At 61.4% G+C, this 26,140-nt stretch carries 30 protein-coding genes; 14 read left to right on the plus strand and 16 right to left on the minus strand.

Annotated elements, in window-relative coordinates; translation table 11 throughout:
- The first annotated feature begins 111 nt into the window (after positions 1 to 111).
- The gene (locus tag ACQZ6J_RS14080; RefSeq protein ID WP_092717417.1) at positions 112 to 597 is read left to right on the plus strand and encodes a tellurite resistance TerB family protein; all 486 of its coding nucleotides are present in this window, start codon (positions 112 to 114) and stop codon (positions 595 to 597) included.
- The gene (locus tag ACQZ6J_RS14085) at positions 590 to 1,315 is read left to right on the plus strand and encodes a glutamine amidotransferase (RefSeq protein ID WP_449084704.1); all 726 of its coding nucleotides are present in this window, start codon (positions 590 to 592) and stop codon (positions 1,313 to 1,315) included. Before ACQZ6J_RS14080 ends, ACQZ6J_RS14085 begins: the two co-directional genes overlap by 8 nt.
- A 152-nt stretch (positions 1,316 to 1,467) precedes the next feature.
- Here the strand turns inward: ACQZ6J_RS14085 and ACQZ6J_RS14090 are convergent, their stop codons facing one another.
- Positions 1,468 to 2,724, minus strand: a complete 1,257-nt coding sequence (locus ACQZ6J_RS14090; protein WP_449084504.1) for an MFS transporter — start codon at positions 2,722 to 2,724, stop codon at positions 1,468 to 1,470.
- A gap of 112 nt (positions 2,725 to 2,836) precedes the next feature.
- Between ACQZ6J_RS14090 and ACQZ6J_RS14095 the strand changes: the two genes are divergently transcribed.
- A complete protein-coding gene (locus ACQZ6J_RS14095; protein ID WP_163987063.1) occupies positions 2,837 to 3,160 on the plus strand; it encodes a YggT family protein in 324 nt (107 codons plus the stop codon).
- Complete coding sequence (locus tag ACQZ6J_RS14100; RefSeq protein ID WP_449084505.1) at positions 3,157 to 3,474, plus strand: DUF167 domain-containing protein; 318 nt, start codon at positions 3,157 to 3,159, stop codon at positions 3,472 to 3,474. The genes ACQZ6J_RS14095 and ACQZ6J_RS14100 overlap by 4 nt, the downstream gene beginning before the upstream one ends.
- Here ACQZ6J_RS14100 and ppa read toward each other — a convergent pair whose 3' ends face one another.
- The 4 genes from ppa to ACQZ6J_RS14120 form a co-directional block, all read right to left on the minus strand.
- Entirely contained in the window at positions 3,475 to 4,005 is a 531-nt protein-coding gene (gene ppa, locus ACQZ6J_RS14105; protein WP_163987065.1) for an inorganic diphosphatase, read from the minus strand.
- Between the two features lie 158 nt (positions 4,006 to 4,163).
- Positions 4,164 to 4,670 (minus strand): GNAT family N-acetyltransferase, encoded by a 507-nt coding sequence (locus tag ACQZ6J_RS14110; protein WP_163987066.1) that lies wholly within the window; start codon positions 4,668 to 4,670, stop codon positions 4,164 to 4,166.
- A gap of 199 nt (positions 4,671 to 4,869) precedes the next feature.
- On the minus strand, positions 4,870 to 6,687 hold the full coding sequence (gene typA, locus ACQZ6J_RS14115; protein WP_163987067.1) for a translational GTPase TypA: 1,818 nt from the start codon (positions 6,685 to 6,687) through the stop codon (positions 4,870 to 4,872).
- Between the two features lie 239 nt (positions 6,688 to 6,926).
- Positions 6,927 to 7,610, minus strand: a complete 684-nt coding sequence (locus ACQZ6J_RS14120) for a glutathione S-transferase family protein (protein ID WP_449084506.1) — start codon at positions 7,608 to 7,610, stop codon at positions 6,927 to 6,929.
- 92 nt (positions 7,611 to 7,702) lie between these two features.
- On the opposite strand from ACQZ6J_RS14120, the gene ACQZ6J_RS14125 reads away from it, so the two are divergent.
- Positions 7,703 to 8,167 (plus strand): MarR family winged helix-turn-helix transcriptional regulator, encoded by a 465-nt coding sequence (locus ACQZ6J_RS14125; protein ID WP_449084507.1) that lies wholly within the window; start codon positions 7,703 to 7,705, stop codon positions 8,165 to 8,167.
- Between the two features lie 123 nt (positions 8,168 to 8,290).
- Positions 8,291 to 8,740 (plus strand): hypothetical protein, encoded by a 450-nt coding sequence (locus tag ACQZ6J_RS14130; RefSeq protein WP_163987069.1) that lies wholly within the window; start codon positions 8,291 to 8,293, stop codon positions 8,738 to 8,740.
- Positions 8,741 to 8,783: 43 nt separating this feature from the next.
- Here ACQZ6J_RS14130 and ACQZ6J_RS14135 read toward each other — a convergent pair whose 3' ends face one another.
- Entirely contained in the window at positions 8,784 to 10,847 is a 2,064-nt protein-coding gene (locus ACQZ6J_RS14135) for a M3 family metallopeptidase (RefSeq protein WP_449084508.1), read from the minus strand.
- 98 nt (positions 10,848 to 10,945) lie between these two features.
- Positions 10,946 to 11,587: a LysE family translocator gene (locus ACQZ6J_RS14140; RefSeq protein ID WP_163987071.1), complete on the minus strand. Its 642-nt coding sequence runs from the start codon at positions 11,585 to 11,587 to the stop codon at positions 10,946 to 10,948.
- Positions 11,588 to 11,749: 162 nt separating this feature from the next.
- Here ACQZ6J_RS14140 and ACQZ6J_RS14145 point away from each other — a divergent pair, with 162 nt between their 5' ends.
- Positions 11,750 to 12,232: a MarR family winged helix-turn-helix transcriptional regulator gene (locus ACQZ6J_RS14145; protein WP_163987072.1), complete on the plus strand. Its 483-nt coding sequence runs from the start codon at positions 11,750 to 11,752 to the stop codon at positions 12,230 to 12,232.
- Between the two features lie 77 nt (positions 12,233 to 12,309).
- Here the strand turns inward: ACQZ6J_RS14145 and ACQZ6J_RS14150 are convergent, their stop codons facing one another.
- Positions 12,310 to 13,533, minus strand: a complete 1,224-nt coding sequence (locus tag ACQZ6J_RS14150; RefSeq protein ID WP_163987073.1) for an argininosuccinate synthase — start codon at positions 13,531 to 13,533, stop codon at positions 12,310 to 12,312.
- A gap of 191 nt (positions 13,534 to 13,724) precedes the next feature.
- On the opposite strand from ACQZ6J_RS14150, the gene ACQZ6J_RS14155 reads away from it, so the two are divergent.
- Together ACQZ6J_RS14155 and ACQZ6J_RS14160 are read left to right on the plus strand one after the other, a co-directional pair.
- The gene (locus ACQZ6J_RS14155) at positions 13,725 to 14,579 is read left to right on the plus strand and encodes an SDR family NAD(P)-dependent oxidoreductase (protein ID WP_449084509.1); all 855 of its coding nucleotides are present in this window, start codon (positions 13,725 to 13,727) and stop codon (positions 14,577 to 14,579) included.
- Positions 14,580 to 14,644: 65 nt separating this feature from the next.
- On the plus strand, positions 14,645 to 15,286 hold the full coding sequence (locus tag ACQZ6J_RS14160) for a LysE family translocator (RefSeq protein ID WP_163987075.1): 642 nt from the start codon (positions 14,645 to 14,647) through the stop codon (positions 15,284 to 15,286).
- Here the strand turns inward: ACQZ6J_RS14160 and ACQZ6J_RS14165 are convergent.
- The 5 genes from ACQZ6J_RS14165 to ACQZ6J_RS14185 all read right to left on the minus strand — a co-directional run bounded on the left by ACQZ6J_RS14165 (position 15,270) and on the right by ACQZ6J_RS14185 (position 18,858).
- A complete protein-coding gene (locus ACQZ6J_RS14165) occupies positions 15,270 to 15,686 on the minus strand; it encodes a hypothetical protein (RefSeq protein WP_449084510.1) in 417 nt (138 codons plus the stop codon). The genes ACQZ6J_RS14160 and ACQZ6J_RS14165 overlap by 17 nt on opposite strands.
- Positions 15,687 to 15,691: 5 nt before the next feature.
- Positions 15,692 to 16,909, minus strand: a complete 1,218-nt coding sequence (gene rlmN / locus ACQZ6J_RS14170) for a 23S rRNA (adenine(2503)-C(2))-methyltransferase RlmN (RefSeq protein ID WP_449084705.1) — start codon at positions 16,907 to 16,909, stop codon at positions 15,692 to 15,694.
- A 305-nt stretch (positions 16,910 to 17,214) separates the two neighbouring features.
- A complete protein-coding gene (locus ACQZ6J_RS14175) occupies positions 17,215 to 17,763 on the minus strand; it encodes an invasion associated locus B family protein (protein WP_449084511.1) in 549 nt (182 codons plus the stop codon).
- Between the two features lie 333 nt (positions 17,764 to 18,096).
- Positions 18,097 to 18,486: a YkvA family protein gene (locus ACQZ6J_RS14180; protein WP_449084512.1), complete on the minus strand. Its 390-nt coding sequence runs from the start codon at positions 18,484 to 18,486 to the stop codon at positions 18,097 to 18,099.
- A gap of 66 nt (positions 18,487 to 18,552) precedes the next feature.
- A complete protein-coding gene (locus ACQZ6J_RS14185) occupies positions 18,553 to 18,858 on the minus strand; it encodes a 4a-hydroxytetrahydrobiopterin dehydratase (protein ID WP_449084513.1) in 306 nt (101 codons plus the stop codon).
- A gap of 35 nt (positions 18,859 to 18,893) precedes the next feature.
- Here ACQZ6J_RS14185 and ACQZ6J_RS14190 point away from each other — a divergent pair, with 35 nt between their 5' ends.
- The gene (locus ACQZ6J_RS14190; RefSeq protein ID WP_449084514.1) at positions 18,894 to 19,358 is read left to right on the plus strand and encodes a low molecular weight protein-tyrosine-phosphatase; all 465 of its coding nucleotides are present in this window, start codon (positions 18,894 to 18,896) and stop codon (positions 19,356 to 19,358) included.
- Here ACQZ6J_RS14190 and thpR read toward each other — a convergent pair.
- Together thpR and ACQZ6J_RS14200 are read right to left on the minus strand one after the other, a co-directional pair.
- Complete coding sequence (thpR, locus tag ACQZ6J_RS14195; RefSeq protein ID WP_163987082.1) at positions 19,307 to 19,903, minus strand: RNA 2',3'-cyclic phosphodiesterase; 597 nt, start codon at positions 19,901 to 19,903, stop codon at positions 19,307 to 19,309. The genes ACQZ6J_RS14190 and thpR overlap by 52 nt on opposite strands.
- A gap of 68 nt (positions 19,904 to 19,971) precedes the next feature.
- Positions 19,972 to 20,622, minus strand: a complete 651-nt coding sequence (locus tag ACQZ6J_RS14200) for an arylesterase (RefSeq protein WP_449084515.1) — start codon at positions 20,620 to 20,622, stop codon at positions 19,972 to 19,974.
- Between the two features lie 81 nt (positions 20,623 to 20,703).
- Between ACQZ6J_RS14200 and ACQZ6J_RS14205 the strand changes: the two genes are divergently transcribed.
- From ACQZ6J_RS14205 to ACQZ6J_RS14220, 4 genes are all read left to right on the plus strand, one after another.
- Positions 20,704 to 21,414 carry an ABC transporter ATP-binding protein gene (locus tag ACQZ6J_RS14205; protein ID WP_449084516.1) on the plus strand — a complete coding sequence of 237 codons (711 nt, stop codon included), beginning with the start codon at positions 20,704 to 20,706 and terminating at the stop codon, positions 21,412 to 21,414.
- Positions 21,411 to 23,957: an ABC transporter permease gene (locus tag ACQZ6J_RS14210; RefSeq protein WP_449084517.1), complete on the plus strand. Its 2,547-nt coding sequence runs from the start codon at positions 21,411 to 21,413 to the stop codon at positions 23,955 to 23,957. The genes ACQZ6J_RS14205 and ACQZ6J_RS14210 overlap by 4 nt, the downstream gene beginning before the upstream one ends.
- A 184-nt stretch (positions 23,958 to 24,141) precedes the next feature.
- Positions 24,142 to 24,882, plus strand: coding sequence for a Bax inhibitor-1/YccA family protein (locus ACQZ6J_RS14215; RefSeq protein ID WP_449084518.1), 741 nt, complete (start codon positions 24,142 to 24,144; stop codon positions 24,880 to 24,882).
- A gap of 118 nt (positions 24,883 to 25,000) precedes the next feature.
- Positions 25,001 to 25,558, plus strand: a complete 558-nt coding sequence (locus tag ACQZ6J_RS14220; protein ID WP_449084519.1) for an N-acetyltransferase family protein — start codon at positions 25,001 to 25,003, stop codon at positions 25,556 to 25,558.
- Positions 25,559 to 25,606: 48 nt separating this feature from the next.
- On the opposite strand, the gene ACQZ6J_RS14225 is transcribed toward ACQZ6J_RS14220, so the two are convergent.
- Entirely contained in the window at positions 25,607 to 26,008 is a 402-nt protein-coding gene (locus ACQZ6J_RS14225) for a DUF2794 domain-containing protein (protein ID WP_163987088.1), read from the minus strand.
- Positions 26,009 to 26,140 lie beyond the last annotated feature (132 nt).

Consider the following 26,140-nt stretch of genomic DNA (forward strand, 5'->3'; position numbering starts at 1 on the left):
CAATTCCAGCAAAAGTGCGCAGCGGTTTTGCGTCTGGAATTGCATGGAAACAAAAAGATGGAGCATGGTGCCCCAAGAACCCTGCTCGGTTTGCTTTGAGAATGGATACGGATGTTTGAACGCTTTCAGGAATTCCTTCATAACCTGACCCAGGACCACCCCAGATCCGGCTTTGCACCCGACGACCCGCGCGTCGCTGTCGCGGCGCTCTGTATCCAGGTGATGGAAGCGGACGGCAAGATCGAGAACAGCGAGAAGAAAAGGCTGCGCAAGCTCCTGAAGGACCAATACGGTCTGGATGGCCGCCAGCTCGACCGTCTGATCGCCGCCGGCGAGGAGGCTGAAAGCGAGGCTGTCGACTACTATCGCTTCACCTCGGACCTGAAGCGCCACCTCGACAGCACCCAAAGGCTCGAACTCCTCGGCATCCTCTGGGATATCGTCTATGCCGATGGCGAGCGCAGCGAGATGGAAGACCACGCGATCTGGCGCATCGCCGATCTCATGGGCATTTCCGACCGCGAGCGCATCATGAAGCGCCAGGAAGCAGCAGCACGCGCGCCCGGTTCCAGGGTGGAGACAGGCAATGATGATTGAAGCGCCGAAGAGCGCTGGCCGCCCGATATTGATCGTCCTGCATCAGGAACGCTCCAGCCCCGGCCGCGTCGGCCAGATGCTGCTGGAGAAGGGCTATGATCTCGATATCCGCCGCCCGGTCCTTGGCGATCCCCTGCCCCCGACGCTCGAAGCGCATGCCGGCGCCGTGGTCTTCGGCGGCCCCATGAGTGCCAACGATCCCGACGACTTCATCAAGACCGAGATCGACTGGCTGAAGATTCCGCTCAAGGAGAACCGGCCCTATCTCGGCATCTGCCTCGGCGCGCAGCTGCTCGCCCGCCACCTCGGCGCCAAGGTAAAGGCGCGCGACGATGGCAAGACCGAGATCGGCTGGTATGCATTGCAGCCGACGGAAAAGGGCCGGCTGCTGATGCGCTGGCCGCAGATGGTCTATCACTTCCACCGCGAGGGTTTCGAACTGCCGCACGGCGCCGATCTGCTGGCGACGGCCGAGACCTATCCCAACCAGGCCTATCGCTACGGCCCCAACGCCTGGGGCCTGCAGTTTCATGCCGAACTCACACGCGCCATGATGCAGCGCTGGGTGGTGCACGGCGAACATCGTTTCTGCATGCCGAACGCCCAGCAGGGCCGCGAGCACCTGGAAGGCCGGATGATCTTCGACGCCGCGCTGAAAGCCTGGCTATCGGAATTCCTCGATCACGTCTTCGCGGGCAAGCAGGCGATGGCGGCCTGAAGCGGCGGCATATCGCCTTGAAGATCTGCTCGAACGCCCCTTAGCACCGCTCTGTACAGCTCCGCATGGCATGGAATTGCGGCTGCGTTCCGTCTCTTTGCTTTCATGCAATTCCGGACGGAAAGCCGCTGCGGACTTTTGCTGGAATTGCTCTAAGCCGTCTGCGGCTCGCCCTCGCGATCGGGCGCATTCAGGCTGTCGATCCGGCGAAGCTGCGGGAAGCCTGCGGCCCAGAGGCCAGCGACCGCAAGCGTGCCGATACCGCCAATGACGACGGCGGACACGGCGCCGAAATAATGGGCCATGGTGCCGGCGCGGAATTCGCCGAGCTCGTTCGAAGCGCCCACGAAAACCATGTTGACCGCATTGACGCGGCCGCGAACATGATCGGGCGTCCAGAGCGTGATCAGCGTTTCCCGCACATAGACCGAGATCAGGTCCGATGCGCCCATGAGGGCGAGAGCAACGATCGACAGCCATGGCGTATGAGAGATGCCGAAGACCAGCGTTCCCACCCCGAACATGGCGACGCCGGCAAACATGTAGAGGCCGGCGCGATGCCGGATGGGATAGGTCGCCAGAAACAGGCCCATGGCGATCGCGCCGAAGCTCGGTGCCGCGCGCAGCAGGCCAAGCCCCCAGGGTCCCAGCGTCAGGATATCGCGCGCATAGACCGGCATCAGCGCCACCGCGCCGCCGAGCAGCACGGCGAAGAGATCGAGCGAGACGGCGCCGAGCACCACCTTCTCCGACCAGATGAAACGAAAGCCCGCCAGGATTTCGTTCATGCTCTTCGATTGGTGCGCGACACGCTGCTGCGGCTTCGGAATGAGAAAGGTCAGGATCGAGCCGGCCGTCAGGAAGACCACCGCGACCGTATAGGACACGCCGGCACCCACGCCATAGAGCAAGCCGCCGGCCACAGGCCCGAGAACGGCCGCCGCATCCCATGACATGGAGTTCCAGGTCACGGCATTCGACAGATCCTGCGGCGGAATGAGATTGGGAGCAAGCGACTGCATGGCCGGCGTCATGAAGGCGCGCTCGACGCCAAAAACGGCAAGGATCAGAAAGACCGGCAGGGGCGCAAAGGTGCCGGTCACCGTCAGGAAGAGCAGTGCCGCCGTACAGAGCATCCCGACGAAGATGCAGACCGCGGCAACCCTGCGCCTGTTATAGCGGTCGGCCACCGTGCCGGTAACCAGGATCAGCAGCAGGGAGGGAAGGAATTGCACCAGCCCGATCAGCCCGAGATACACCGGATTTCCGGTGTGATCGTACATCTGCCAGCCAACCGAGACGCTGACGATCTGGGTCGCAAAGCCCGTCAAAAACCGCGCGAAGAAGAAATAGGTATAGGCGATATGCCTGAAGGCGGCAAACCGGTCTCCGCTGGCAGCGAACGACATGGGGCGAGACTTTCCGGCGCGGCAGGCGACACAAACGCACGCACCGGCCTTTTAAACATGATTCAACATGCTTCGGAGCATGGGACTTGCTCGTTTAGTCGCCAATGTCTACATGTCTGTCAACCGCGAAATGGAGACGGACATGCTCGCCTTATTTCAAACCATTGATCTGGCTTTGAATCTTTATACCTGGATACTGATCGGCAGCGCCATCTTTTCCTGGCTCTATGCGTTCAACGTCATCAATTCGAGCAATCAGTTCGTCAGTTCCGTCGGCAATTTCCTCTATGCGGTCACGGAGCCGGCCCTGCGCCCGATCCGGCGCATCCTGCCCGATCTCGGCGGCATCGATATCTCGCCGGTCATCCTGCTGCTGATCATCTTCTTCATCCGCTCGCTCATGTGGAATTCGATCGTCCCCATGTTCCTGCGGTGAGCAAGCCCTGGCAGGCTTTTCCGGATCACCTGCGGCTTTCCGTGCGGCTCACGCCCAATGGCGGGCGTGACGCGATCGATGGGCTGGAAACCGGCAGCGACGGCGAATCCTATTTGAAGGCGCGTGTTTCGGCAGCACCCGAAAAGGGCAAGGCCAACAAGGCGCTGATCGTATTGCTGGCAAAGAGCCTCGGCATCCCGAAATCCTCGCTTGCCCTGCTGAGCGGCGACACCGCGCGCAAAAAAATCCTCCGGCTCGAGGGCGAACCGGAGGATTTGATAAGGAGGCTTTGCGCCGTAACCGAAGGCCGGTGATCAGGCCTTCTTGGCGCGCTCGATCGCTTCGAGAATGAGTTCGCCGGCTTCCTTCGAACCCTTCCAGCCGAAGATCTTGACCCACTTGCCGGGCTCCAGATCCTTGTAGTGCTCGAAGAAGTGCTCGATCTGCTTCAGCGTGATCTCGGGCAGGTCGGTATATTCCTTGACCTTGTCATAGCGCATCGTCAGCTTCGGCGCGGGAACGGCGATGATCTTCTCGTCCTTGCCGGAATTGTCTTCCATCATCAGCACGCCGATCGGGCGAACATTGATGACGCAGCCCGGCACCAGCGGACGGGTGTTGGCGATCAGCACGTCGATCGGGTCGCCGTCGTCGGAGAGCGTGTGCGGAACGAAGCCGTAATTGCCGGGATAGGTCATCGGCGTGTAGAGGAAACGGTCGACGACCAGCGTGCCGGCCTCCTTGTCCATTTCGTACTTGATCGGATGACCGCCGACCGGCACTTCAACGATGACGTTGACATCTTCGGGCGGGTTCTTGCCAATGGAAATCGCGTCGATACGCATGCTTGTCCCCTAAATAGGATGGTTGCCGCCAGCCAAATAATCGGATTCATGCGGCAACGCAACAACGCATCGGGAAAGAGGCGGATTTACTGCATAATTCCTTAAATCCGACTCGGCTTAAGGAATTATGCAGCGGGTTCAAAGCGCCACAGCGCCGCTCACGGCCAGACGAAACCGATCTTCCTGAGCTGCCTGTGGTCGAAAGTTTCGATGCCTTCGCAGAAATCCGCACCGCCCTGCCCGCGATAAAAGCGGTAGGCATTTTCATTTTCCTCGAGGCACCAGACAACCAGTCCCTTGCAGCCGAGAGACTTCAGCAGCCGCCGTGCCTCGCCGAAGAGCATGCGCCCCAGTCCGAGGCCCTGATATTGCGGGCGCAGATAGAGTTCGTAGATCTCGCCTTCCTGAGGGAGCGCGCGGGCACGATTGAGCCCCAGCGTGGCATAGCCGGCGATTTCACCGGCAACGTCCAGAACCAACAGCGTGGCCGGGCCGCTGGTCGCCTTGCGCCACCAGGATTCGCCGCGACGCTCGATCATCTGGCCGAGAGCGCGATGCGGAATGATGCCGGCATAGGTGTACTGCCACGACTGGCGGTGCACCTCCGAAATGGCTCGGGCATCATGGGGTTCTGCCCGCCGAACATCAATCGACAACGTCTTCATAACGTCTACTCTGGTCTCGCCAACGCGAATTAACCATCCTCATTCATAAAGATGGCGAACTTGCCCACAGGCTTTATCCGTGGATCATTAATAAAAATTAACGACTTTTTAACCTTTAGGACAAGGGCTCAAAAACCGAACACACAAATAAAAACCCCGGCACGATGGCCGGGGTCGAGTGGTTCTGGACGATACGCGATCAGGCCAGGCGGGCCTTCTCGAAGCGCTTGCGCTCGTTCGGATCGAGATACATCTTGCGCAGGCGAATCGACTTCGGCGTAACTTCCACCAGCTCGTCGTCCTGGATCCAGGAGAGCGCGCGGTCGAGCGTCATGCGGATCGGCGGCGTCAGCTTCACGGCTTCATCCTTGCCGGCGGCGCGGATGTTGGTGAGCTTCTTGCCCTTCAGCACGTTGACTTCGAGGTCGTTGTCGCGGGTGTGGATGCCGATGATCATGCCGGCATAGACCTTCTCGCCGGCATCGATGATCATCGGGCCGCGGTCTTCCAGGTTGAACAGGGCATAGGCGACGGCTTCGCCGGCTTCGTTGGCGAGCAGAACGCCGTTGACGCGTCCGCCGATCTCGCCCTTGTAGGGCTGGTAGTCGTGGAACAGGCGGTTCATGACGGCGGTGCCGCGCGTATCGGTCAGAAGTTCCGACTGGTAACCGATGAGGCCGCGGGTCGGCGCCCAGAACACGAGTCGGACACGATTGCCGCCCGAAGGACGCAGCTCGGCCATTTCGGCCTTACGCTCGGACATCTTCTGGACGACGATACCGGAATGCTCTTCATCGACGTCGATGACGACTTCTTCGATCGGCTCGAGAAGCTGGCCGCTCTCGTCCTTGTGCATGACGACGCGCGGACGCGACACGGCAAGCTCGAAGCCTTCGCGACGCATGGTTTCGATCAGAACGGCGAGCTGCAATTCGCCGCGGCCGGAGACATAGAACGAATCCTTGCCTTCGGCTTCCTCGATCTTCAGCGCGACGTTGCCTTCGGCTTCCTTGAACAGGCGGTCGCGGATGACGCGCGAGGTGACCTTGTCGCCTTCGGTGCCCGCATAGGGGCTGTCGTTGACGATGAAGGACATGGTGACGGTCGGCGGGTCGATCGGCTGCGCAATCAACGGCTCGCTGACCTGCGGATCACAGAAGGTATCTGCAACCGTACCCTTGGAAAGGCCGGCGATGGCGACGATGTCACCAGCCTGCGCTTCCTCGATCGGCTGGCGTTCGATGCCGCGGAAGGCGAGGATCTTGGAGATGCGGCCGGTTTCGATCGTGTTGCCGTCGGCGTGCAGAACCTTGACGGCCTGGTTCGGCTTGATCGAGCCGGAATGGATGCGGCCGGTGATGATGCGGCCGAGGAAGGGGTTGGCTTCCAGGATCGTGCCGATCATGCGGAACGGGCCTTCGCCGACGGTCGGCTCCGGAACGTGCTTGACGACGAGATCGAGAAGCGGGCCGAGGCCTTCGTCCTTCGGACCTTCGGGCGAATAGTTCATCCAGCCGTTACGGCCGGAACCGTAGAGGATCGGGAAGTCGAGCTGTTCGTCGGTCGCATCGAGATTGGCGAAGAGATCGAAGACTTCGTTGATGACTTCGTCGGCGCGGGCGTCCGGACGGTCGATCTTGTTGATCGCAACGATCGGACGCAGGCCAACCTTTAGAGCCTTGCCGACGACGAACTTGGTCTGCGGCATCGGGCCTTCGGCGGCATCGACGAGAACGATCGCGCCATCCACCATCGACAGGATACGCTCGACTTCGCCGCCGAAGTCGGCGTGGCCGGGGGTATCGACGATGTTGATGCGGGTATCCTTCCAGACGACCGAGGTCGCCTTGGCGAGAATGGTGATGCCGCGTTCCTTTTCCAGATCGTTGGAATCCATGACGCGCTCAGCAACGCGCTGGTTCTCGCGGAAGGAGCCGGACTGCTTCAGGAGCTCGTCGACGAGGGTGGTTTTCCCATGGTCAACGTGCGCGATAATCGCGATGTTGCGAAGTGCCATATGTCTTAATCTCTGAGGCTGGGGCGCTGTATAAAGCAAACAGGCCAATTACGTTTGGCGCGCTCATACCCTTTTTTTCGCGAATGCGAAAGGGGGGAGGCAAGAAAGCAGCGTCAAGCCCACTTTCGCGCGCCACGAATATACCAACCTTGCGCGCGAAGATAACGAAAGCCTCCCGTCAGCGGCGTCGCCAATATCAGATGCACGCCGTTGCCTTCTTCACGATTTCTGCTGATCCGTCAGGCGGCGCTTTTCAGCAGCCAAGCATCATGGGCCACTAGGAAGGCTTTGAGGCGATCGGGATAGTCGTACGCCACCGCATCTCGAACGCTTTGCCGCAAAGCCAATTCCTTGCGCCACGCCATGACACGCGGCAGCCGGTCGAAGACACCGGTCGGTGTTATGGTGTCGAACACGTCAAAATAACGAAAGATCGGCGCAAAGACCGCATCGACCAGGCTAAACGCCTCTCCGGCGAAAAAGGGTCCGTCGCTCAATTGCGCTTCGACGCGAGCAAACTTGCCGGTCAACGCCTTGCGCTTGATCTCGTAGATTTCCTCAGCCTTGGCGGTCTCGAATCCCCACAGGTCCGAAAGGATGGAAGAGCCGAATTCCATCCAGCCGCGATGCTGGGCACGGATCAGTGGATCGGCCGGATGGAGCTTTGCGCCGGACTGGGTTTCCTCGAGATACTCGCAGATCACGGCACTCTCGAACAGGACCGTTTCCGCTCCACCGTCCTGCCGCACGATCAAGAGCGGCACCTTGCCGAGCGGGGAAATGGCCAGAAACCAGTCGGGCTTGGCCGACAGATCGACATAGCGGAAATCGAATGGCGCACCCTTTTCGGCAAGCGTGATTGCGGCTCGCTGGACGTAGGGGCAAAGGTGATGGCTGATGAGGGTCAGCTTGGCGTCGGGCATGATCAAATCTCCGGGAGCCTTCGCTCAATATAGATGCATTTGCATCTATATGCGCACTTGCCAGCATGGTCAATATAGATGTAATTGCATCCATGTCCGATTGTTCAGATACCAAGACCCCGCAGCCCTCGCCCGCCGTCACCCGCGCGTGGATAGGCCTCATGCGGACACAACAGATCGTCCTGGCTGCAATCGAGCAAGACTTGAAAGCAGCCGGGCTGCCGCCGCTCGGCTGGTATGATGTGCTGCTGGAGCTGGTGCGGGCCACCGGTGGCAGACTGCGACCCTACGAAATCGAGGAGCGGACGCTACTTGCCCAGCATAACCTGTCCCGCCTGCTCGACCGGATGGAAAAGGCAGGCCTTGTCCGCCGCGAGGTGTTTTCAGAGGATGGCCGGGGCCGTTGGGTGGTTATCCGCGAGGCGGGCAGCGCCATGCGGGACCGCATGTGGGCCGCCTATGCCTCGGCCCTTCAACGTCACCTCGGCGACAAGCTCGATGATGTTCAAGCCGATCAACTGACCGAGCTGTTGGCGCTGCTCTCGCGCAAATCCTGATTTACAGGGCAAAATCGGTCCGGACCAAGCGCGATCATACAAATCGGCGGTAAGCAGATCTCAAGATCACTGACATGCCAATTTCACGGCGCTCAAAACAACTGCCACCCCACAGAGGCACATATGTTTAGAATTCTCTATCAAGGCGATCTTTTTGCTGACTACTTCCAGATATATCTGCGCGACGAAACCCACCCCGATCTGCCGGATAATTATACGGACGAGACGCTGGCACGCCGCCTTACCGTCGGACCCTATGCAATCATCTTCCATACGGCGCGCAACATGATGGTGCCAGTCAGCGTGGAGTGGCACGATCAATGCCCAACTCCTGAGCTCGACGCCCAAAAGTATGTGGTCGAAGCCGGGTTCGACTGCCCTTCAGGCCAGCTCGTATTAGCCGGATTGACCGATTACGAGCCCGACGCTCCCCGACTTCCAGTGAAAGTGGGGCCGCTCGGCGTGCGCGTGAGCATGTTCGGCCTCGATACCCTTAGCGAAGACGGGCTCGATGGGGACGACCGCTATCTCGTGCAGCTTTGGCCCGAGGCTAAGAACGGGCGGCAGGGCTAGTGAGAGCATCCTCCATCGCGAGAATTCGTGTCCGGCCGCTAAATCAGGCCGCCAGCCCCTTCTTCTTCAGCATCGCATCCGGGCTCGGCAGCTTGCCGCGGAAAGCCTTGTAGGCGTCTTCCGGGTCGATCGACCCGCCGACCGAATAGATATTGGCCTTCAATTTTGCGGCCATCTCCGGATTGAAGGCATCGCCGGTTTCCTCGAAGGCGGCGAAGGCATCGGCATCGAGCACCTCCGACCACATGTAGGAATAGTAGCCCGCCGAATAGCCGTCGCCGGAAAACACATGCTGGAAGTGCGGCGTCGCATGGCGCATGACGATCGATTTCGGCATGCCGATCCCGGCCAGCACTTCGCCCTGCACCGCCATCGGATCCTCGATTGCGCCGCGGGTATGAAACGCCATGTCGACCAAGGCCGACGAGGTGAACTCGACGGTATTGAAGCCGGCATTGAAGGTGCGGGCCGCCAGAACCTTGTCGAGCAGCGCCTGCGGGATCGGCGCGCCGGTCTCGTAGTGGACGGCATATTGCTTGAGGATGGCGGGCACGGTCAGCCAGTGCTCGTAGAGCTGCGACGGCAGCTCGACGAAATCGCGGGAAACGCCCGTGCCCGAAACGGATGGGTAGGTGACGTTCGACAGCATTCCATGCAACGCATGACCGAATTCGTGGAACAGCGTGCGCGCGTCGTCGAGCGACAGCAGCGCCGGCCGGCCTTCCGCAGGCTTGGCGAAATTGCAGACATTATAGATGATCGGCAGCTCGCCGACCTCGCCGTTCTTCAGCGGCAGCTTGTGCTGCGACTGGAACGAGCTCATCCAGGCCCCGGACCGTTTCGAGCTGCGGGCGAAATAATCGCCGAGGAACAGCGCGACCAACTTGTCCGAGCGGTCACGGATCTCGAACAGACGCACATCGGGATGATAGGCGGGGATGCCCTTCTGCTCGACAGCCTTGATGCCGAAAAGACGGCCGGCGACATCGAAGCAGGCGGCGATGATCTTTTCGAGCTGCAGATAAGGCTTCAGCTCCGTTTCGGAGAAATCGAACTTCCGCGTCCGGATCTTCTCGGCATAGTGCCGCCAGTCCCAGGGCATGACCTCGTGATTGCGGCCTTCCTCGGCGATCAGCGCGACAATATCCTTTTCCTCCTCGCCGGCACGAGCCGCCGCCTTCGACCACACGGCCATCAGCAGATCGTTCACCGCTTCCGGCGTCTTCGCCATGGTGTTGTCGAGCTTCAGTTCGGCGAAATTGGCATAGCCGAGCAGCTTCGCCTTCTCCGCCCGCAGCGCCAGCGTCTCGCGGATGATCTCGCGGTTGTCGGTTTTGCCGCCATTGGCGCCGCGCGCCACCCATGCGTTGAAGGCCTGCTCGCGCAGGTCGCGGCGCTCGGAGGAGGTCAGGAAGGGTTCGATGATCGAGCGCGACAGCGTGACCGCGTACTTGCCGTCCTCGCCGCGCTCACGCGCGGCCGATGCCATCGCCTCGCGCAGATAGTCCGGCAGGCCGGCCAGATCGGCTTCTTCCGACAGCAGAAGCACCCAGCCCTTTTCATCGGCAAGCACGTTCTGGCCGAAATGCGCGCCAAGACCCGCAAGCGTCTCGTTGATCGTCGACAGGCGCTCCTGCTCGGCCTTCGGCAATTTCGCGCCCGATTTGACGAAACCTTTCCAGTGCCGCTCCAGCACACGGGTTTCTTCCAGCGTCAGCCCGAGAGCGTCACGCCCCTCCCAGAGGGCATCGAGGCGGGCAAAAAGAGCCGCATTCGTGCCGATCTTCGAATAATGCCGCGCCATCTTCGGCGCAATCTCGCGCTCCAGCGCCTGGATCGTCTCGTTCGTATGCGCGCCGGCCTTGTTCCAGAACAGCGCCGAAATACGCGACAGCTCGTCGCCGGCGATTTCGAGCGCGATCACCGTATTGGCGAAGGTCGGCGGCTCGCCGTCACCGGCAATCGCGTCGATCTCCGCCTCGTGCGAGGCGAGCGCCGCGTCGAAGGCGGCGGCAAAATCCGTATCCTTCACGGCATCGAAACGCGGCAGCCCCTGATGTCCGGTCCATTCGACGAGCGCAGGATTGACGGCGGTAAGGGAAGACATGCGGGGCATCCTTTCGACAGACATCTGATCGAAGCACGATATAAGGCGACCCCCGCCGAATTGGTATGGCGGCGGGCGAACAAATTGGAGGAGGACGATCAGGCCTTGCGCCAGCCGAGCAGGCCGGGCGTAGCGTGCCAGAGCGCCTGCGCGGCAAAGCCCATGAAGAGCACACCGGAACAGCGCACGATCAGCCGTTCATGCGCGCGATAGAACCGCCGCACGGCGCCCGCTCCGATGATGCCGATGAGAATCAGGTCTGCCGTTATGAAGCCGACGAAGGAGACGACGAGCAGCAACGGCAGCGCGCTGAAGGTCAGCGCGCTCGCAGAGCCTGCGACGAGGGCCGTGAAGGTCGCCAGCGCAACGGGATATCCCTTGGGATTGGTGACGCCGAAGATCAGGCCGCGACGGAAGGGACGGTCGACATTGACGAGCGATTTGCCGTCACCCTTCGGCTTGGCCGTCACCGCGTTCCAGCCGATCCAGGCAAGATAGAAGCCGCACAGCAATCCCAGCAGGTCGAAAACGAAGGTGCCGATGGTCTTGGCGCCGACGATGGCGACCAAAGCAAGCGTGGACCAGATGATATCGCCCAGCAGGTGACCGCTGACGAAGAGCGCGCCGGCCTTGCGCCCCTGCCCCGCTCCGATGCCGAGGAGAGCCAGGAAAGCGGGCCCCGGAATGAGCACATAAAAAAGCGCGGCAAGAAAGGCGCCGACAACAAGCGATTGCGTCATGATGGATGTTCCCGCTGGTAATCGCGTGAGAGTAGCAATCTGCGGAATCCGGTCAAGCCGCAGTTCATTTTAAGTCTGAAGAAGCCGTTGTGTTCGGGGAACGAAAACAATAAGAACGTAGCGGGGCCCCAAAAATTAAAGAGCGTAGGTAGGGAAGCGCTTATGAACAGCAGGATTAATACGGACTCGCTCGCTTTTCTTGTAAGCGATTGCGCCCGACTGATCAGAGCGGCCTTCGAGCGACGCATTCTTGTCGCGGGGCTCGGACTGACGGCGGGTGAAGCCCGAACACTGATGCAGGTCGCCGCCATCAATGGCAGCCGCCAGCTAGACATCGCCTCCCGGATGGGGCTGGAGCCGATGACCGTCAGCGCCTTTCTGGACAAGCTGCAGGCACGGGGCCTGATCGAACGCCAGCCGGACCCGCTCGACCGCCGCGCCAAGCGGATCGTGCTCTCGGAATCCGCCGACGCCAAGTTGAAACAGATCGACAGGGAAGTCTGCGAAGTCGAGCGCAATGCGACGCAGGGCTTCGACAAGGAACTGCAGGTGCAACTGCATGACGCGCTCTGCGCCTTCCGCAGCAATCTGCAGAAGGCCGAAGCGCCTGCCGAAGTCGAACGCGAACTGCGGCCGGTCGACTAACCCGACCACCACCTTTCACAAATAGAAAGCCCGCCTCCGGCGACCGGAAGCGGGCTTTTCTGTATCTGTTATATGAATTACTTCGACAGATTACGCTTGGCGAGCGTGCGCAGGCGCAACGCGTTGAGCTTGATGAAGCCGGCTGCGTCCTTCTGGTCGTAGGCGCCCTGGTCGTCCTCGAAGGTGACGAGCTTGTCGGAGTAAAGCGACTTCGGGCTTTCGCGGCCGATCGTCATGACATTGCCCTTGTAGAGCTTCAGCGTCACTTCGCCTTCGACATGCTCCTGGCTCTTGTCGATCAGGGCCTGCAGCATCTCGCGCTCCGGCGAGAACCAGAAGCCGTAGTAGATCAGCTCGGCATAGCGCGGCATCAGCTCGTCCTTGAGGTGCGCCGCACCGCGGTCGAGCGTGATGGATTCGATGGCGCGATGGGCTGCGAGCAGGATCGTGCCGCCGGGGGTCTCGTAGACACCGCGCGACTTCATGCCGACGAAGCGGTTCTCGACGAGGTCGAGGCGGCCGATACCGTTGTCGCGGCCATACTCGTTGAGCTTTGCCAGCAGCGTCGCCGGGCTCAGGCGCTCACCGTTGATCGAAACGGCATCACCCTTTTCGAAACCGACCTTGATGACGGTCGCCTTGTCCGGAGCCGCTTCCGGGGAAATCGTGCGCATGTGCACGTATTCGGGTGCCTCCTGCGACGGATCCTCCAGAACCTTGCCTTCGGACGAGGAGTGCAGCAGGTTGGCATCGACGGAGAACGGCGCCTCGCCCTTCTTGTCCTTGGCAACCGGAATCTGGTGCTTCTCGGCGAATTCGAGCAGGTCGGTACGGCTCTTGAACGACCAGTCGCGCCACGGAGCGATGATCTTGATATCCGGGTTCAGCGCATAGGCCGACAGCTCGAAGCGAACCTGGTCGTTGCCCTTGCCGGTCGCGCCATGCGCGATGGCATCGGCGCCGGTCTTCTTGGCGATCTCGATCAGGTGCTTGGAGATCAGCGGACGGGCGATCGAGGTGCCGAGCAGGTAGACGCCTTCGTAGACGGCATTGGCACGGAACATCGGGAAGACGAAATCGCGCACGAATTCCTCGCGCACATCCTCGATATAGATTTCCTTGATGCCGAGCAGCTCGGCCTTCTTGCGCGCCGGCTCCAGCTCTTCGCCCTGGCCGAGATCGGCGGTGAAGGTGACGACTTCCGCGCCCAGCTCCGTCTGCAGCCACTTCAGGATAATCGAGGTGTCGAGACCGCCGGAATAGGCGAGAACGACTTTCTTCACGTCTTTATGTGATGCCATGATGAGTTCCGTTTCAAAGCGAGCCAGAGGAGAGGCCCGCAAACCTGTGTCGCGAAACTTTTAGCGAGATTATCGTGAGGCGCAAGGGGAAGCGCGGCATAGCGCCTCGCGCGGGTTCGACGCGGGTTTGACTCGCCTCCGGAAAGCACCATATTCGGCGCCGAGCAAGCAATGCCTCGGAGGGCACCCCTTTGACCGATATTCAGGACATTTTCAAGAAATCCAATGTTGCCGTTATCACCGGAGGCGCATCCGGCATCGGCTTCGCCGCCGCGAAATATTTCGCCTCGCTCGGCATGAGCGTCGCGATCGCCGATCTCGGCGGCGACAGGCTGGCGCAAGCGGCGGCCGAGCTCAAGGCGATCACAGGCGAGGAACACGTCCTGGCCGTGGAGACCGACGTCGCCAGCAAGGAGGCTCTGGAAGCGCTGGAGCGCGCCGTTCTGCAGCGTTTCGGCCGTGTGCATGTGCTGATGAACAATGCCGGCATCGGCCCGGAAACCTCGATCTTCAGCGCCCAGGCCGGCTGGGACGCCATCCTCGGCGTCAATCTGCTCGGCGTCATCAACGGCACGCGGGTCTTCGGGCCTGGAATGCTGGCGCATGGCGAACCGGGCGTTATCATCAATACCGGCTCGAAGCAGGGCATCACCACGCCGCCGGGCAATCCGGCCTACAATGTCTCGAAAGCCGGCGTGAAGGTGTTTACCGAAGCGCTGCAGCACGAGCTGCGCAACACTGCGGGCGGGAAGATATCGGCCCACCTCCTCATTCCCGGCTTCGTCTTCACCGGCCTCACCAAGGGCGAGCGCAAGGAAAAGCCGGCCGCCGCCTGGACGCCGGAGCAGACGGTCGAGTTCATGGTGGAAAGCCTGGAACGCGGCGATTTCTACATCCTCTGCCCCGACAACGACGTGGCCCGTCCGACCGACGAGCGCCGCATGCTCTGGGCGGCGGGCGATATCGTCGAGAACCGGCCGCCGCTGTCGCGCTGGCACCCCGACTATGCCGATCAATTCAAGGCCTTCCTCGAAAAGAAGGATTGATTTGCAATCCCCCGAAAGCCGGATAAGAAAACACGCATCCCCCCATCCGGCTTTCGGAGCATCTCATGGACTTCATACCCAGCCTGCCGACCCTTCTCGCCTTTTCGGCAGCAAGCCTGTTGCTGGCGATGACGCCCGGTCCCGACATGACGCTGTCGATCAGCCGCGCACTGGCGCAGGGAAAGAAGGCCGCTCTCTTCGTCGTCCTCGGCACCACGCTCGGCGTCGTCGTCCACACCTGCCTGGTGGCCTTCGGCATTTCGGCGCTGATCACGGCCTCGCCGGTCGCCTTCACGGTACTCAAGACAGGGGGGGCGGCCTATCTTCTGTGGCTGGCGATCCAGGCGATCCGCTTCGGCTCCAGCCTGTCGGTCAAGAAGGTCGATGCGGTCAGCGGAACGCCGCTCTCCAACATCTCCAACGGCTTCTGGGTCAACCTGCTGAACCCCAAGGTCATCATCTTCTTCATGACCTTCCTGCCGCAGTTCGTCACGGCAGGCGATCCCGCCGTCACGCACAAGCTGCTCTTCCTCGGCTTCTTCTTCATCGTGGTCGGCATGCCGGTGAACGTCATCGTCGTTCTTGCCGCCGACGGCCTGTCATCCTGGCTGCAGAGGAACCGCGGCGTCATGCGCGGTCTCGATTACGCCTTTGCCAGCGTCTTCTCGATTTTCGCGGTGAAGATCTTCTTCACTCAGGCTCGCTGAGGATCGGGTATCGGCCGGCAATCAACCAGTAGACGGTAGCGCAGGCCGCCCCCAGGAAGGCGAAGCAGACAGCGATCGTGATCAGATTGAGGGGCTGCGGCTTTTCCATGGCACCTGAAATCAGGATGGAAGCCACTGTCGACAGGGCGGCGCCGTAGATCGCATAGCCGAACCAGCGGCGGACGCCGCGCCATTCCATGATCGGAATGACGACGAGAGACGGCAGAATGCTGACGATCATCGCCGCCTTGGTCATCTCGACGGTCAGAGCCAAAAGCTCCGGTACTCCGGTTCCAGGCAGGGTGTAGGCGGCAACGCAGGCCAGAACGAAGCCCATCAGCGCGCAAGCGGCGACATAGCCCCAAAGGAGCCTGATCGGCTTGCGCAGTCCGAGGAGCATCGATCTCAATCCTCGCCGTGATTGGCGATCATCATGGCTTCGAACGCCAATCGCTCCGTCTTGCGCATGCGCTCGGACTCCGACTTCAGCTGACCGCAGGCGGCGAGAATGTCGCGCCCGCGCGGCGTGCGGATCGGGGAGGCATAGCCGGCCGAATTGATGAAATCGGCAAACTTCTCGATTTGCTCCCAGTCTGAACACTGGTAGTTGGTGCCGGGCCAGGGGTTGAAGGGGATCAGGTTGATCTTGGCCGGGATGCCTTTCAGCAGCTGGATCAGCCCCTTCGCATCCTCGAGGCTGTCGTTGACGCCCTTCAGCATCACATATTCGAAGGTGATGCGCCGCGCATTGGACAGGCCTGGATAGGCGCGGCAGGCGTCCATCAGCTCCTTCAGCGGATACTTCTTGTTGATCGGCACAAGCATGTCGCGCAGGTCGTCGCGCACGGCGTGCAGCGAGATTGCCAGCATGACGCCGATCTCGTCGCCGGTGCGATAGATTTCCGGCACGACGCCCGAGGTCGAAAGCGTGATGCGACGCTTCGAAAGAGAAAGGCCGTCGCCGTCCGACGCGATCAGCAGCGCCGTCTTGACGCTGTCGAAATTGTAGAGCGGCTCGCCCATGCCCATCATGACGATATTGCTGACCTTGCGGCCCTCGGCCGGCATGATCGTGCCCTGCGGAGCCTCGCGATCCGGAAAATCGCCGAGACGATCGCGCGCCAGCAGCAGCTGCGACAGGATTTCCTCCGCCGTCAGGTTGCGCACCAGGCGCTGCGTGCCGGTATGACAGAAGGAACAGGTGAGCGAACAGCCGACCTGGCTGGAAATGCAGAGCGTGCCGCGCCCCTCTTCGGGAATGTAGACCGCCTCGATCTCAACGGGTCTCCCAGCGCCGCGCGGCGGGAACCGCAGCAGCCATTTGCGGGTGCCGTCGTTGGAAACCTGCTCCTCGACGATTTCGGGACGCGCGATGGTGAAATGCGCCTTCAGCATCTCGCGCATGTCCTTCGACACATTCGCCATGGCATCGAAATCGGAGACGCCGCGCACATAGATCCAGTTCCAGAGCTGGCTGACACGCATCTTGATCTGCTTGTCGGGGACGCCCTTTTCCTTGAGCGCCGCACCCATTTCCTCGCGCGTCAGGCCGATCAGCGACGGCTTCGGCGAAAGTTCGACCGGCTGCGACACGGGCATCGGCTTGAGCTTGGGATGGGTCATGACATCGGTGGCGGACATAGGATCATTCCAACGGTTCACATCGGCGATGCCGCAAAAGCTGACGAAAGCTGCGGATGCGGGCAAGGCACGGAAATCTGAAGATTCATGCGGTGGCGGGACAAGCTGTCTGCCGCACACCTGCTGTTGGCGCGGCCTTTAGCATTAATTTCCGCCCGCGTCATCCCTTTCCCTCAAAAGCGCAGGCTGGCCCTCAAAAAGCGAAAGGCCGGTCCATACGGCCGGCCTCGTCTTTGCGGTCGCGGCGGCGGGAGGATCACGTTGCCGTGATCTCTCGACGCTCGATCTTACTTGCAGTTTTCGATCTGCTTCAGCGCGGCGCTGACGCCCTTCAGCGAATAGGTGTAGGAGGTCGCCGTCCCCTTCTTCGAGGTCGCCGAAACCTTCAGCGAATGGCCGGACTTCAGAGCCGCCACCAGCGCGGGCTCCTGCGCCGCGTTCTCGACCCAGGCAGCCTTGTCCTTGGTGAACATCACGAAGGTCTTGTTGTCGATGACGACGTTGACCTTGGAATTGTCCTTGAGGGGATAGCCCATCATCGCCTGAGGCTCATAGGAAATGTTCTGGCCCGGGCGTTGCGACACGATGAAGAAATTGTCACCGTGGTCGATGCCCGTTGCCGGCATCTTCGCGGTCGGCACGGACAGAACGTAGCAGACCTTGCCGCCGGCGGACTGGTAGGAATAGGCGCCCCAGGCGTCGAATTGCTGAATGCGCGACGGAGAGGCCGGCGCCGCTGCTGCCGCTGCCTGCGTCTGCTTCTTGGTCTGTGCGGACACGATACCGGTGCCGGCCAGAACGAGCGAGAGGGCGATTGCGAAGCTTTTTACAAACATGGTTTCCTGCCGATTTCTTGCGGTCCAGAGCTCATGGCGATTCGATTGACGCACGCCTATGCTCGTGAGCTGCCTCATTTTGACTTTATTCAGGTTACCAAACCGTCAACGGAGCGCTGCCCACCATCGGCTCCGTGTCATTTCAATCCAGATATCGTGCTAGGCTTGAAACACATCAGAAGGAATTGGAAAACCCGGATGGTGGAGCACCATCCTACGGGTTCGATTTAAGACAGAAAGATTCGGGCAAGAATTTGACCTCGCTAAAATCAGAGGAGCCTCATAAAGCTCTGGAAACCCGAGAGGATTCGGATCTCCCTCGCGGAGCCCGCATCAGACCGTCTTCATGCCCTCGGGTTCGTTCTCCAGAGCCCGGTCGGCGGCATCGTAATGTTCCTGGCGGATATGCCCCCTGATCATGCTGAAAGCGAGCGTCAGTACCGCGACGTCATCGGAGTAGCCGATGACGGCGAAAAAATCGGGGATGATGTCGATGGGCATGACGAAATAGCCGAGCGCCGCCAGCAATATGCCGCGAACACGCGTCGGCGTCTGCGGGTCGAGCGCGCAATAGAAGGCGGCCACGACATCGCGGGAAAACGGGATATGGCGAGCCGCCTTCCGCAAGGTCGGCCAGAATTTGCTGCGCACCGATTTCTCCTGCTCTTTTTGGGTCTCTTCGTCACCAGGCAACAGGATTTCCCCGTACTTGATGTCATCCATTCCATTCACCTCTACCGAGGCCCGTCGCCCGGGCCGTGTAAACATATGGTGATCGCTAGGCGCGATTCAATCGAGCCGACGCGCGGCGGCCTTCTCCATCGCCTTGGCCAGCTTGACGTCATGATCGGTCAACCCGCCGACATCATGCGTCGTCAGCTTCACTTCGACACGGGAATAGACGTTGAACCATTCCGGGTGATGGTTGAACTTTTCGGCGGCAAGGGCGGCTTCCGTCATGAAGCCGAAGGCCTCGACGAAGTTGCGGAACTTGAACGTCTTCGAAAGCGAAAGACCATCGGCCGCAAGCGCCCAGCCATTCAGCTCGGCAAGGTTTTCATCGATTGCCGCGCGGTCCAGCTTCTCGTATTTCATGACAAATCACTCCTCTCTAGCGGTTGAACGATAGCATGGATCGTCACAGGATTCTTTTCGTCTGCGCCGGCAACATCTGCCGGTCGCCTCTCGCCGAAGGCATATTCAGGCATCTGGCGAACAAGGCCGGCCGCGCGGGCGAATTCGAAATTGATTCGGCCGGTACCGGCGGCTGGCATCAGGGGCAGCGTCCGGATCGCCGTTCGATTGCCGCCGCGGCCGGTCATGGAATCGATATTTCAGGCCAGCGTGCCCGACGCATCGCATCGGCCGACTTCGGCGGGTTCGATCTGATCCTGGCAATGGATCAAGACAATTTGAAGAACTTGCGCAAGACAGCGCCTGCCGATGCTCTCGGCAAGCTGCATCTTTTCAATGCCCTTGCGCTTGGCAGCAACAAGGACATTCCCGATCCCTATTACGGCGACCGCGAGGATTTCGAGATGGTCTATACCATGCTCTTGGCTGGCTGCAGCGCGCTGTTGCCCAAAGTCGGATAAGTGCTTCGGGGCTCGTGAAGCGGGAATATCTCTTCCGTCAGATAGGGACCGCCGCCGACCGACTCGCGCGACGACAGAAGCACGAAGCGCCCGACCGTGAACGGCTGGGTGTAGAAATTGCCGCGGCCGGAGAGATAGTGCACCACATCGTCGACCCGCGAGGATTTCAACCTGGCGAGCGTGACGTGCGGCGTGAACTTGCGCGGATCCGGCTGCAGGCCGATCCGCTGGCAGATGCGCTCGATTTCACCTTGCAGGGCGGACATGTCCGGTGACTGGGAGACCCCGGCCCAAACCGAATGCGGTTTCTTGGAGCCGAAGGAACCTATGCCCTCCAGCCGAAGCTGGAACTCAGGGCGATCTATCCGGTCCAGCCTGTCGACGATCTCATCAGCCGTCCGGCCATCGACATCGCCGATGAACCGCAGAGTGATGTGATAATTTTCAACGTCGATCCACCTGGCTCCCGGGAGACCACCGCGCAACAATGACAGGCTCATGGCCGCGTTGCGCGGAATTTCGAGGGCGGTAAAAAGTCTCGGCATGACGAGGACTCCCCGAATCTCTTGCAGGTTTGAGTAGGGAATCACGCATTTGCAGTCGGTGCAAGCATCTATTTCGCACCTGCGTCAATCATCCCTACAAAACTCATGACAGCCGGCAACATGCGCTCGACCATGACATCGACACCCTTTGGGTTCGGATGCATGCCATCCGAGAGTTGCAGATCCGCATGCGCGGCGACGCCGTCGAGAAAGAACGGATAAAGGGCAAGCTGGTATTTGCCGGCCAGACGCTGATAGATCGGATTGAATTTCTCGGCGTAGTCCGACCCCATGTTCGGCGGTGCCAGCATGCCCACGAGAAAGATTGGAATCTTTCTGTCCTTCAGCCGCTCGATCATCGTCTCGAGGTTCTTTTCCGTCTGCTCCGGCGGAATGCCGCGAAGCGCGTCGTTGGCGCCGAGCTCGAGAACGACGCCGTCGGTGCCGTCGGGCACCGACCAGTCTATGCGCGAGAGCCCGCCCGACGTCGTATCGCCCGAGACACCGGCATCGGCGACGGCCACGTCCAGCCCCGTGGCCTTCAGCGCGGCCTCCAGCTTGGCGGGAAATCCATCCCCGGGCGGCAGCTGATAGCCTGCCATCAGGCTGTCGCCGAACCCGACCAGCTGGATCGTCCGCGCTTCTGCAGCGCCCACCGCGCCAAACAAAAGACCGAAAGTGATGACAGCGAATTGAAACGCGGCAACTTTAAAACCCATGATCCATTCCCTAAATTCGCTGCTCGGGCCTATCGCGCCCGCCATTGTCTCTGATGTTCTCTGATATATAGGGCGTTCGCATTGGCAAAAACCATTATCGAGCTGAAGAAGGCGGATTTGACGCTCGGCAATGCCGCCGCGTCGGTCCATGTGCTGAAGAGCATCGACCTCACGATCATGGAGGGTGAATCCGTCGGCATCGTCGGCCCCTCCGGCTCCGGCAAGTCCACCCTGCTGATGGTGCTGGCCGGCCTCGAAAAGCTCGACGGCGGTGAACTGATGATCCGCGATACGCCGTTGCACAGCCTGAGCGAGGATCGCATCGCCGATTTCCGCGGCCGCAACATCGGCATCGTCTTCCAGTCCTTCCATCTCATCGCCAACATGACGGCGCTGGAAAACGTCGCCGTGCCGCTGGAGCTTGCCAACAACAAGGACGCCTTCGACATCGCCCGGCGGGAGCTGGAGGCGGTGGGGCTGGGCGAGAGGCTCACGCACTATCCCGGCCAGCTTTCCGGCGGCGAGCAGCAGCGCGTGGCAATCGCCCGCGCGCTCGCGCCCTCGCCGGCCGTCCTGATCGCCGACGAGCCGACGGGCAATCTCGACACCGACACCGGACGCCAGATCGCCGACCTGCTTTTTGCCCAGCAGGCCGAACGTGGCACGACCATGCTGCTCGTGACCCACGATCCCGCGCTTGCCGCGCGCTGCTCGCGCCAGATCCGCGTTCGATCCGGCGAAATCGAGAATGACAGCACGCGCACGCGCGCCAACCAGGCAGCCATTGCATGAGCCCGGCGGGACTTCGCCTGCCGCTCGCCTTCCGCCTCGCCCTGCGTGAACTGCGCGGCGGCCTTGGCGGTTTCTACATCTTCCTCGCCTGCATCGCGCTCGGCACCGGCGCGATCGCTGCCGTCAATTCCGTATCGCGCTCGATCACCGACGCGATCTCGACACAGGGACAATCGCTGCTGGCAGGCGACGTCCGCTTCGAGCTGCGCAACCGGGAGGCATCCCCCGAGGAGCTCGCCTATCTCCAGGGCCTCGGCACGCTCTCCCGCTCCACCAACCTGCGCTCCATGTCCCGCCTGCCCGATGGCTCCGACCAGGCGCTGGTCGAGGTCAAGGCGGTCGACGGCGCCTATCCGCTCTACGGCAACTTCCAGGCCGATCCCGACCAGCCGCTATCGACCCTGCTTGCCGCCAGAGATGGCGCCTATGGCGCTGTGGTCGCGCCGCTGCTGCTCGAACGGCTGAACCTCAAGCTCGGCGGCGATCTGCTGCTGGGCAACGCCAGACTGCGCATCACCGGCACCATCGCCAATGAACCGGATGCCGTCTCCGAAGGTTTTGGCTTTGCCCCCCGACTGCTCACCAGCCGCGACGCATTGACGGCCTCCGGCCTGATTACGACAGGCAGCCTCGTCGAGCAGGCCTACAGGATCCGCATGGACAATCCTGCCGCCGATCTGCGCAATATCGGCGATCGCGCCAATGCCGCCTTCCCGCAGGCCGGCTGGTCGATCCGCACCAGCAGCCGTGCCGCGCCCGAGCTTGCCGACAACATCACCCGCTTTTCGCAGTTCCTGACGCTGGTCGGGCTGGCGGCCCTCATCGTCGGCGGCGTCGGCGTCGCCAATGCCGTGCGCGCCTTTCTCGACTCGAAACGCACCACCATCGCCACCTTCAAATGCCTGGGCGCCCCCGCCTTCGTCGTGGTGCTGATCTATCTCATCCAGATCGCTGTCATCGCGCTGGCGGGCGTCGCCGCCGGTCTTGTCCTCGGCGCCATCGCTCCAGTGATCGCTTCGCAGTTCATGGCGGAATTCCTGCCCATTTCGACCGCACCCCGGCTCTATCCCGGCGCGCTGACGCTTGCTGCCCTCTTCGGCCTGCTGACGACCCTTGCCTTTGCCATTCCCCCGCTCGGCCATGCCCGCGAGGTGCCGGCGACGGCGCTGTTCCGCGAGCAGGGCTTCGAAACTCGCCGCCTGCCCGGCTGGCCCTATCTGCTCGCCGCGGGCCTGCTGATGGCGGCGCTTGCAGCACTGGCGATCGTTACCGCCTATGACCGCTTCCTCGCGATCGTCTTCGTCGTCTCGATCGCCGGGGCCTTCGTCGTGCTGCGCGTGGTGGCCGCCCTGCTTTCCTGGCTTGCCCGCCGCAGTCCGCGCGTGCGCTCGCCGGCGCTGCGCCTGGCAATCGGCAACATCCACCGGCCGGGCGCGCTCACCTCCTCCGTCGTGCTGTCGCTCGGCCTCGGCCTGGCGCTGCTGGTGACCCTGACGCTGATCGACGGCAACATGCGCCGTGAGCTGATGGGACGCATGAGCGAACAGGCGCCGAACTTCTTCTTCGTCGATATCCAGGGACCGGAGCTGGAAGGCTTCCGCAAGATCGTGCTCGCCGAGGATCCGAAGGGCAAGCTCGTGGAAGCGCCGATGCTGCGCGGCCGCATCGTCGCCTTCAACGGCGAGGATGTGACGAAGATGAAAGTGCCGGCCGCCGGACAATGGGTCCTGCGCGGCGACCGCGGCATCACCTATGCCGAAACCGTGCCGGAAAACGCCTCGGTCACCGAAGGCAAATGGTGGGACAAGGACTATGGCGGCGAACCGCTCGTTTCCTTTTCAGAGGAGGAAGGCAAGGCGCTCGGCCTGAAGCTCGGCGACAAGGTTACCGTCAACGTGCTCGGCCGCAACGTCACCGCCAGGATCGCCAGCTTCCGCAAGGTGCAATGGCAGTCGCTGTCGATCAATTTCGTGATGATCTTCTCGCCCAATACCTTCAAGGGCGCACCGCATGCCTGGCTGGCAACGCTGACCGATACGTCGGCGACTTCCGCACAGGAGGCCGCGATCCTGAGGAAAGTCACCAATACCTATCCGACCATCACCAGCGTCCGCGTCAAGGATGCGCTCGATGTCGTCAATACTTTGGTCGGGCAGCTCGCAACCGCCATCCGCTCGGCCGCCTCCGTCGCGCTGATCGCATCCGTGCTGGTGCTGGCCGGGGCGCTCGCCGCCGGCAATCGCGCCCGCACGCACGACGCCGTCATTCTCAAGACGCTCGGCGCGACGCGTGCCACGCTGATTCGCGCCTTCAGCTACGAATACCTGATCCTCGGCGCGGCGACCGCAATCTTCGCGCTGATCGCCGGGGCGGCATCCGCCTGGTATATCGTCAGCCATATCATGCACCTGCCGTCGGCCTTCCTGCCCGGCGTCGCCTTCTCGACGCTGATGATCGCCCTGGTGCTGACGGTCGGCATCGGGTTGATCGGCACATGGCGCATCCTCGGCCAGAAGGCGGCACCCGTTCTGCGCGAGCTTTGATTCGCGCGGAGAGCCGTCAAAACGGCCCGATATTACATCGATTTAACACGGGGGCCGCCGCTTGACCCTTGTGTATAAGGCCTGAAAGCCTCATATTCTGTGCAGGCATGCTGGAGCTCCGCAGCGGCGCCTGGGTCCGAAAGACCCGACACCGTATTCAAATCGGAGCTTGAAAGAGGAAAACATGGCTGACTTTCGCAATTACCAAAACCGGGTGCAGAGCGGTGCACAGTCCGGTGCGATGATAGACGCTGGCCTTCGAGCCTACATGCTCAAGGTCTATAACCTGATGGCGCTGGGTCTGGCGATCACGGGTGTTGCCGCCTATCTCTCCTTCTCGCTCGCTTTCGCAGACGGACAGATCACGACCTTCGGTCAGGCGATCTATCTGAGCCCGCTGAAGTGGGTTGTGATGCTGGCTCCGCTGGCAATGGTCTTCTTCCTGAGCTTCAGGATCAACCGCATGAGCGTGGCCGCCGCGACGACGACCTTCTGGGTCTACGCCGCGCTGGTGGGCCTGTCGCTGTCGTCGATCTTCATCATCTACACCGGCCAGAGCGTCGTGCAGACCTTCTTCGTGACCGCCGCCTCGTTCGGCGCGCTGTCGCTCTACGGCTACACGGCCAAGCGTGATCTCTCGGCGATGGGTTCGTTCCTGATGATGGGTCTCTTCGGCCTCATCATCGCCTCGCTGGTCAACATCTTCCTGGCTTCGTCCGCGCTGCAGTTCGCCATTTCCGTGATCGGCGTGCTGCTCTTCGCAGGCCTCACCGCCTACGACACGCAGCGGATCAAGGAAATGTACTACGCCGCCGACGATGCCACCGTGGCCGGCCGCAAGGCCATCATGGGCGCCCTGTCGCTCTACCTGGACTTCATCAACCTGTTCATGTTCCTGCTGCGGTTCATGGGCAACCGAAACTAATCGCGCGGCGTGAACAACCATCGAAAAGGCGGCTTCGGCCGCCTTTTTATTTGCCTGGTCACAGCCCGTGCGATTTGATAGCAGCCGTCGCAAACCGCAGATCAGGCCACAAAAGCAGATGTCCGTCAGCCTTCGCAGCGCTTCCACAGACGACCTTTCCCACATCACGACAATCTATCGCGACTCCGTGCTGAATGGCACGGCGAGCTACGAGATCACGCCGCCGACCGAGGAGGAAATGGCGGCGCGCTTTCAGGCGATCCGCGAGAAGGGCTATCCCTATATCGTCGCCGAAGACGAGGCGGGCGCGTTTCTCGGCTATGCCTACGCCTCGTCGTTCCGCACGCGGCCGGCCTATCGCTGGATGGTGGAGGATTCGATCTACCTGGCACCGCAGGCCCGCGGGCGCGGCGTGGGCAGGCTGCTGCTCGACACATTGGTAGAGGGCTGCCAGACGCTCGGCTTCCGCCAGATGATCGCCGTGATCGGCGGCGCCCATCCCGCCTCCGTCGCCGTGCATCGCGCCGCAGGCTTCACCGAGGTCGGCCTCCTGAAGGGCACCGGCTACAAGCACGGCCGATGGCTGGATACCATGCTGATGCAGAAAGCGCTCGGGGACGGCAACGGCAGCGATCCGGATCCCGCAGTTTATCCGGGGACGTTGTTTGGAGGATAGATCTGCGCTCCTGTTGAGCCCCTGATACCCCCAACTGCGGAGAAACGGCTACTTGTCCACCAGCTTCAGCTGCTTGTCGAAAACCTTCAGGACCTGCTGCAGGTCGTGGCCGCGCTTCAGGATCATGCCATTGGTATTGATGACGGAGAAGGCGCCCTGCTTGGCCGCAAGCTTCGGATTCTTTTCGATACAGAAGAGCGGCATCTCGCCGGAACGCTTGAAGACGGAAAAAACCGCCTTGTCCTTGAGGTGGTCGATGGCGTAGTCCCGCCACTCGCCTTCGCCGACCATGCGGCCGTAGATCCACAAGATCGCGTCCAGCTCCCGGCGATGGAAGGTCACCGGCAGCGGATCCTTGCTCTGTTTGTATTCCCTGAGATCGACGACTACGGAGGAGTTCGTATCGACGGAACGGCTTTCACCGTGTCGCAAATCCGGCTGATCAGTCATCAATCCCCCAGGGGCTATCTCATGACAGGAGAATGACAGTTTGCCTCAGCCGCATCAAATTGCAAGACGGATGAGGCCTCACAATTTCTTTCCCACGCCTGAAACCATCTCCTCCATGCCGCATTTCAGTCA

The organism is Rhizobium sp. A37_96 (genome assembly GCF_053521765.1).

Excerpts from the sequence above, each read along its gene's own strand:
- ACQZ6J_RS14080 (WP_092717417.1), top strand. The coding sequence starts at position 112 with ATGTTTGAACGCTTTCAGGAATTCCTTCATAACCTGACCCAGGACCAC.
- ACQZ6J_RS14085 (WP_449084704.1), top strand. The coding sequence starts at position 590 with ATGATTGAAGCGCCGAAGAGCGCTGGCCGCCCGATATTGATCGTCCTG.
- ACQZ6J_RS14090 (WP_449084504.1), bottom strand. The coding sequence starts at position 2,724 with ATGTCGTTCGCTGCCAGCGGAGACCGGTTTGCCGCCTTCAGGCATATC.
- ACQZ6J_RS14095 (WP_163987063.1), top strand. The coding sequence starts at position 2,837 with ATGTCTGTCAACCGCGAAATGGAGACGGACATGCTCGCCTTATTTCAA.
- ppa (WP_163987065.1), bottom strand. The coding sequence starts at position 4,005 with ATGCGTATCGACGCGATTTCCATTGGCAAGAACCCGCCCGAAGATGTC.
- ACQZ6J_RS14110 (WP_163987066.1), bottom strand. The coding sequence starts at position 4,670 with ATGAAGACGTTGTCGATTGATGTTCGGCGGGCAGAACCCCATGATGCC.
- typA (WP_163987067.1), bottom strand. The coding sequence starts at position 6,687 with ATGGCACTTCGCAACATCGCGATTATCGCGCACGTTGACCATGGGAAA.
- ACQZ6J_RS14120 (WP_449084506.1), bottom strand. The coding sequence starts at position 7,610 with ATGCCCGACGCCAAGCTGACCCTCATCAGCCATCACCTTTGCCCCTAC.
- ACQZ6J_RS14125 (WP_449084507.1), top strand. The coding sequence starts at position 7,703 with ATGTCCGATTGTTCAGATACCAAGACCCCGCAGCCCTCGCCCGCCGTC.
- ACQZ6J_RS14130 (WP_163987069.1), top strand. The coding sequence starts at position 8,291 with ATGTTTAGAATTCTCTATCAAGGCGATCTTTTTGCTGACTACTTCCAG.
- ACQZ6J_RS14135 (WP_449084508.1), bottom strand. The coding sequence starts at position 10,847 with ATGTCTTCCCTTACCGCCGTCAATCCTGCGCTCGTCGAATGGACCGGA.
- ACQZ6J_RS14140 (WP_163987071.1), bottom strand. The coding sequence starts at position 11,587 with ATGACGCAATCGCTTGTTGTCGGCGCCTTTCTTGCCGCGCTTTTTTAT.
- ACQZ6J_RS14145 (WP_163987072.1), top strand. The coding sequence starts at position 11,750 with ATGAACAGCAGGATTAATACGGACTCGCTCGCTTTTCTTGTAAGCGAT.
- ACQZ6J_RS14150 (WP_163987073.1), bottom strand. The coding sequence starts at position 13,533 with ATGGCATCACATAAAGACGTGAAGAAAGTCGTTCTCGCCTATTCCGGC.
- ACQZ6J_RS14160 (WP_163987075.1), top strand. The coding sequence starts at position 14,645 with ATGGACTTCATACCCAGCCTGCCGACCCTTCTCGCCTTTTCGGCAGCA.
- ACQZ6J_RS14165 (WP_449084510.1), bottom strand. The coding sequence starts at position 15,686 with ATGCTCCTCGGACTGCGCAAGCCGATCAGGCTCCTTTGGGGCTATGTC.
- rlmN (WP_449084705.1), bottom strand. The coding sequence starts at position 16,909 with ATGACCCATCCCAAGCTCAAGCCGATGCCCGTGTCGCAGCCGGTCGAA.
- ACQZ6J_RS14175 (WP_449084511.1), bottom strand. The coding sequence starts at position 17,763 with ATGTTTGTAAAAAGCTTCGCAATCGCCCTCTCGCTCGTTCTGGCCGGC.
- ACQZ6J_RS14180 (WP_449084512.1), bottom strand. The coding sequence starts at position 18,486 with ATGGATGACATCAAGTACGGGGAAATCCTGTTGCCTGGTGACGAAGAG.
- ACQZ6J_RS14185 (WP_449084513.1), bottom strand. The coding sequence starts at position 18,858 with ATGAAATACGAGAAGCTGGACCGCGCGGCAATCGATGAAAACCTTGCC.
- ACQZ6J_RS14190 (WP_449084514.1), top strand. The coding sequence starts at position 18,894 with ATGGATCGTCACAGGATTCTTTTCGTCTGCGCCGGCAACATCTGCCGG.
- thpR (WP_163987082.1), bottom strand. The coding sequence starts at position 19,903 with ATGCCGAGACTTTTTACCGCCCTCGAAATTCCGCGCAACGCGGCCATG.
- ACQZ6J_RS14200 (WP_449084515.1), bottom strand. The coding sequence starts at position 20,622 with ATGGGTTTTAAAGTTGCCGCGTTTCAATTCGCTGTCATCACTTTCGGT.
- ACQZ6J_RS14210 (WP_449084517.1), top strand. The coding sequence starts at position 21,411 with ATGAGCCCGGCGGGACTTCGCCTGCCGCTCGCCTTCCGCCTCGCCCTG.
- ACQZ6J_RS14215 (WP_449084518.1), top strand. The coding sequence starts at position 24,142 with ATGGCTGACTTTCGCAATTACCAAAACCGGGTGCAGAGCGGTGCACAG.
- ACQZ6J_RS14220 (WP_449084519.1), top strand. The coding sequence starts at position 25,001 with ATGTCCGTCAGCCTTCGCAGCGCTTCCACAGACGACCTTTCCCACATC.
- ACQZ6J_RS14225 (WP_163987088.1), bottom strand. The coding sequence starts at position 26,008 with ATGACTGATCAGCCGGATTTGCGACACGGTGAAAGCCGTTCCGTCGAT.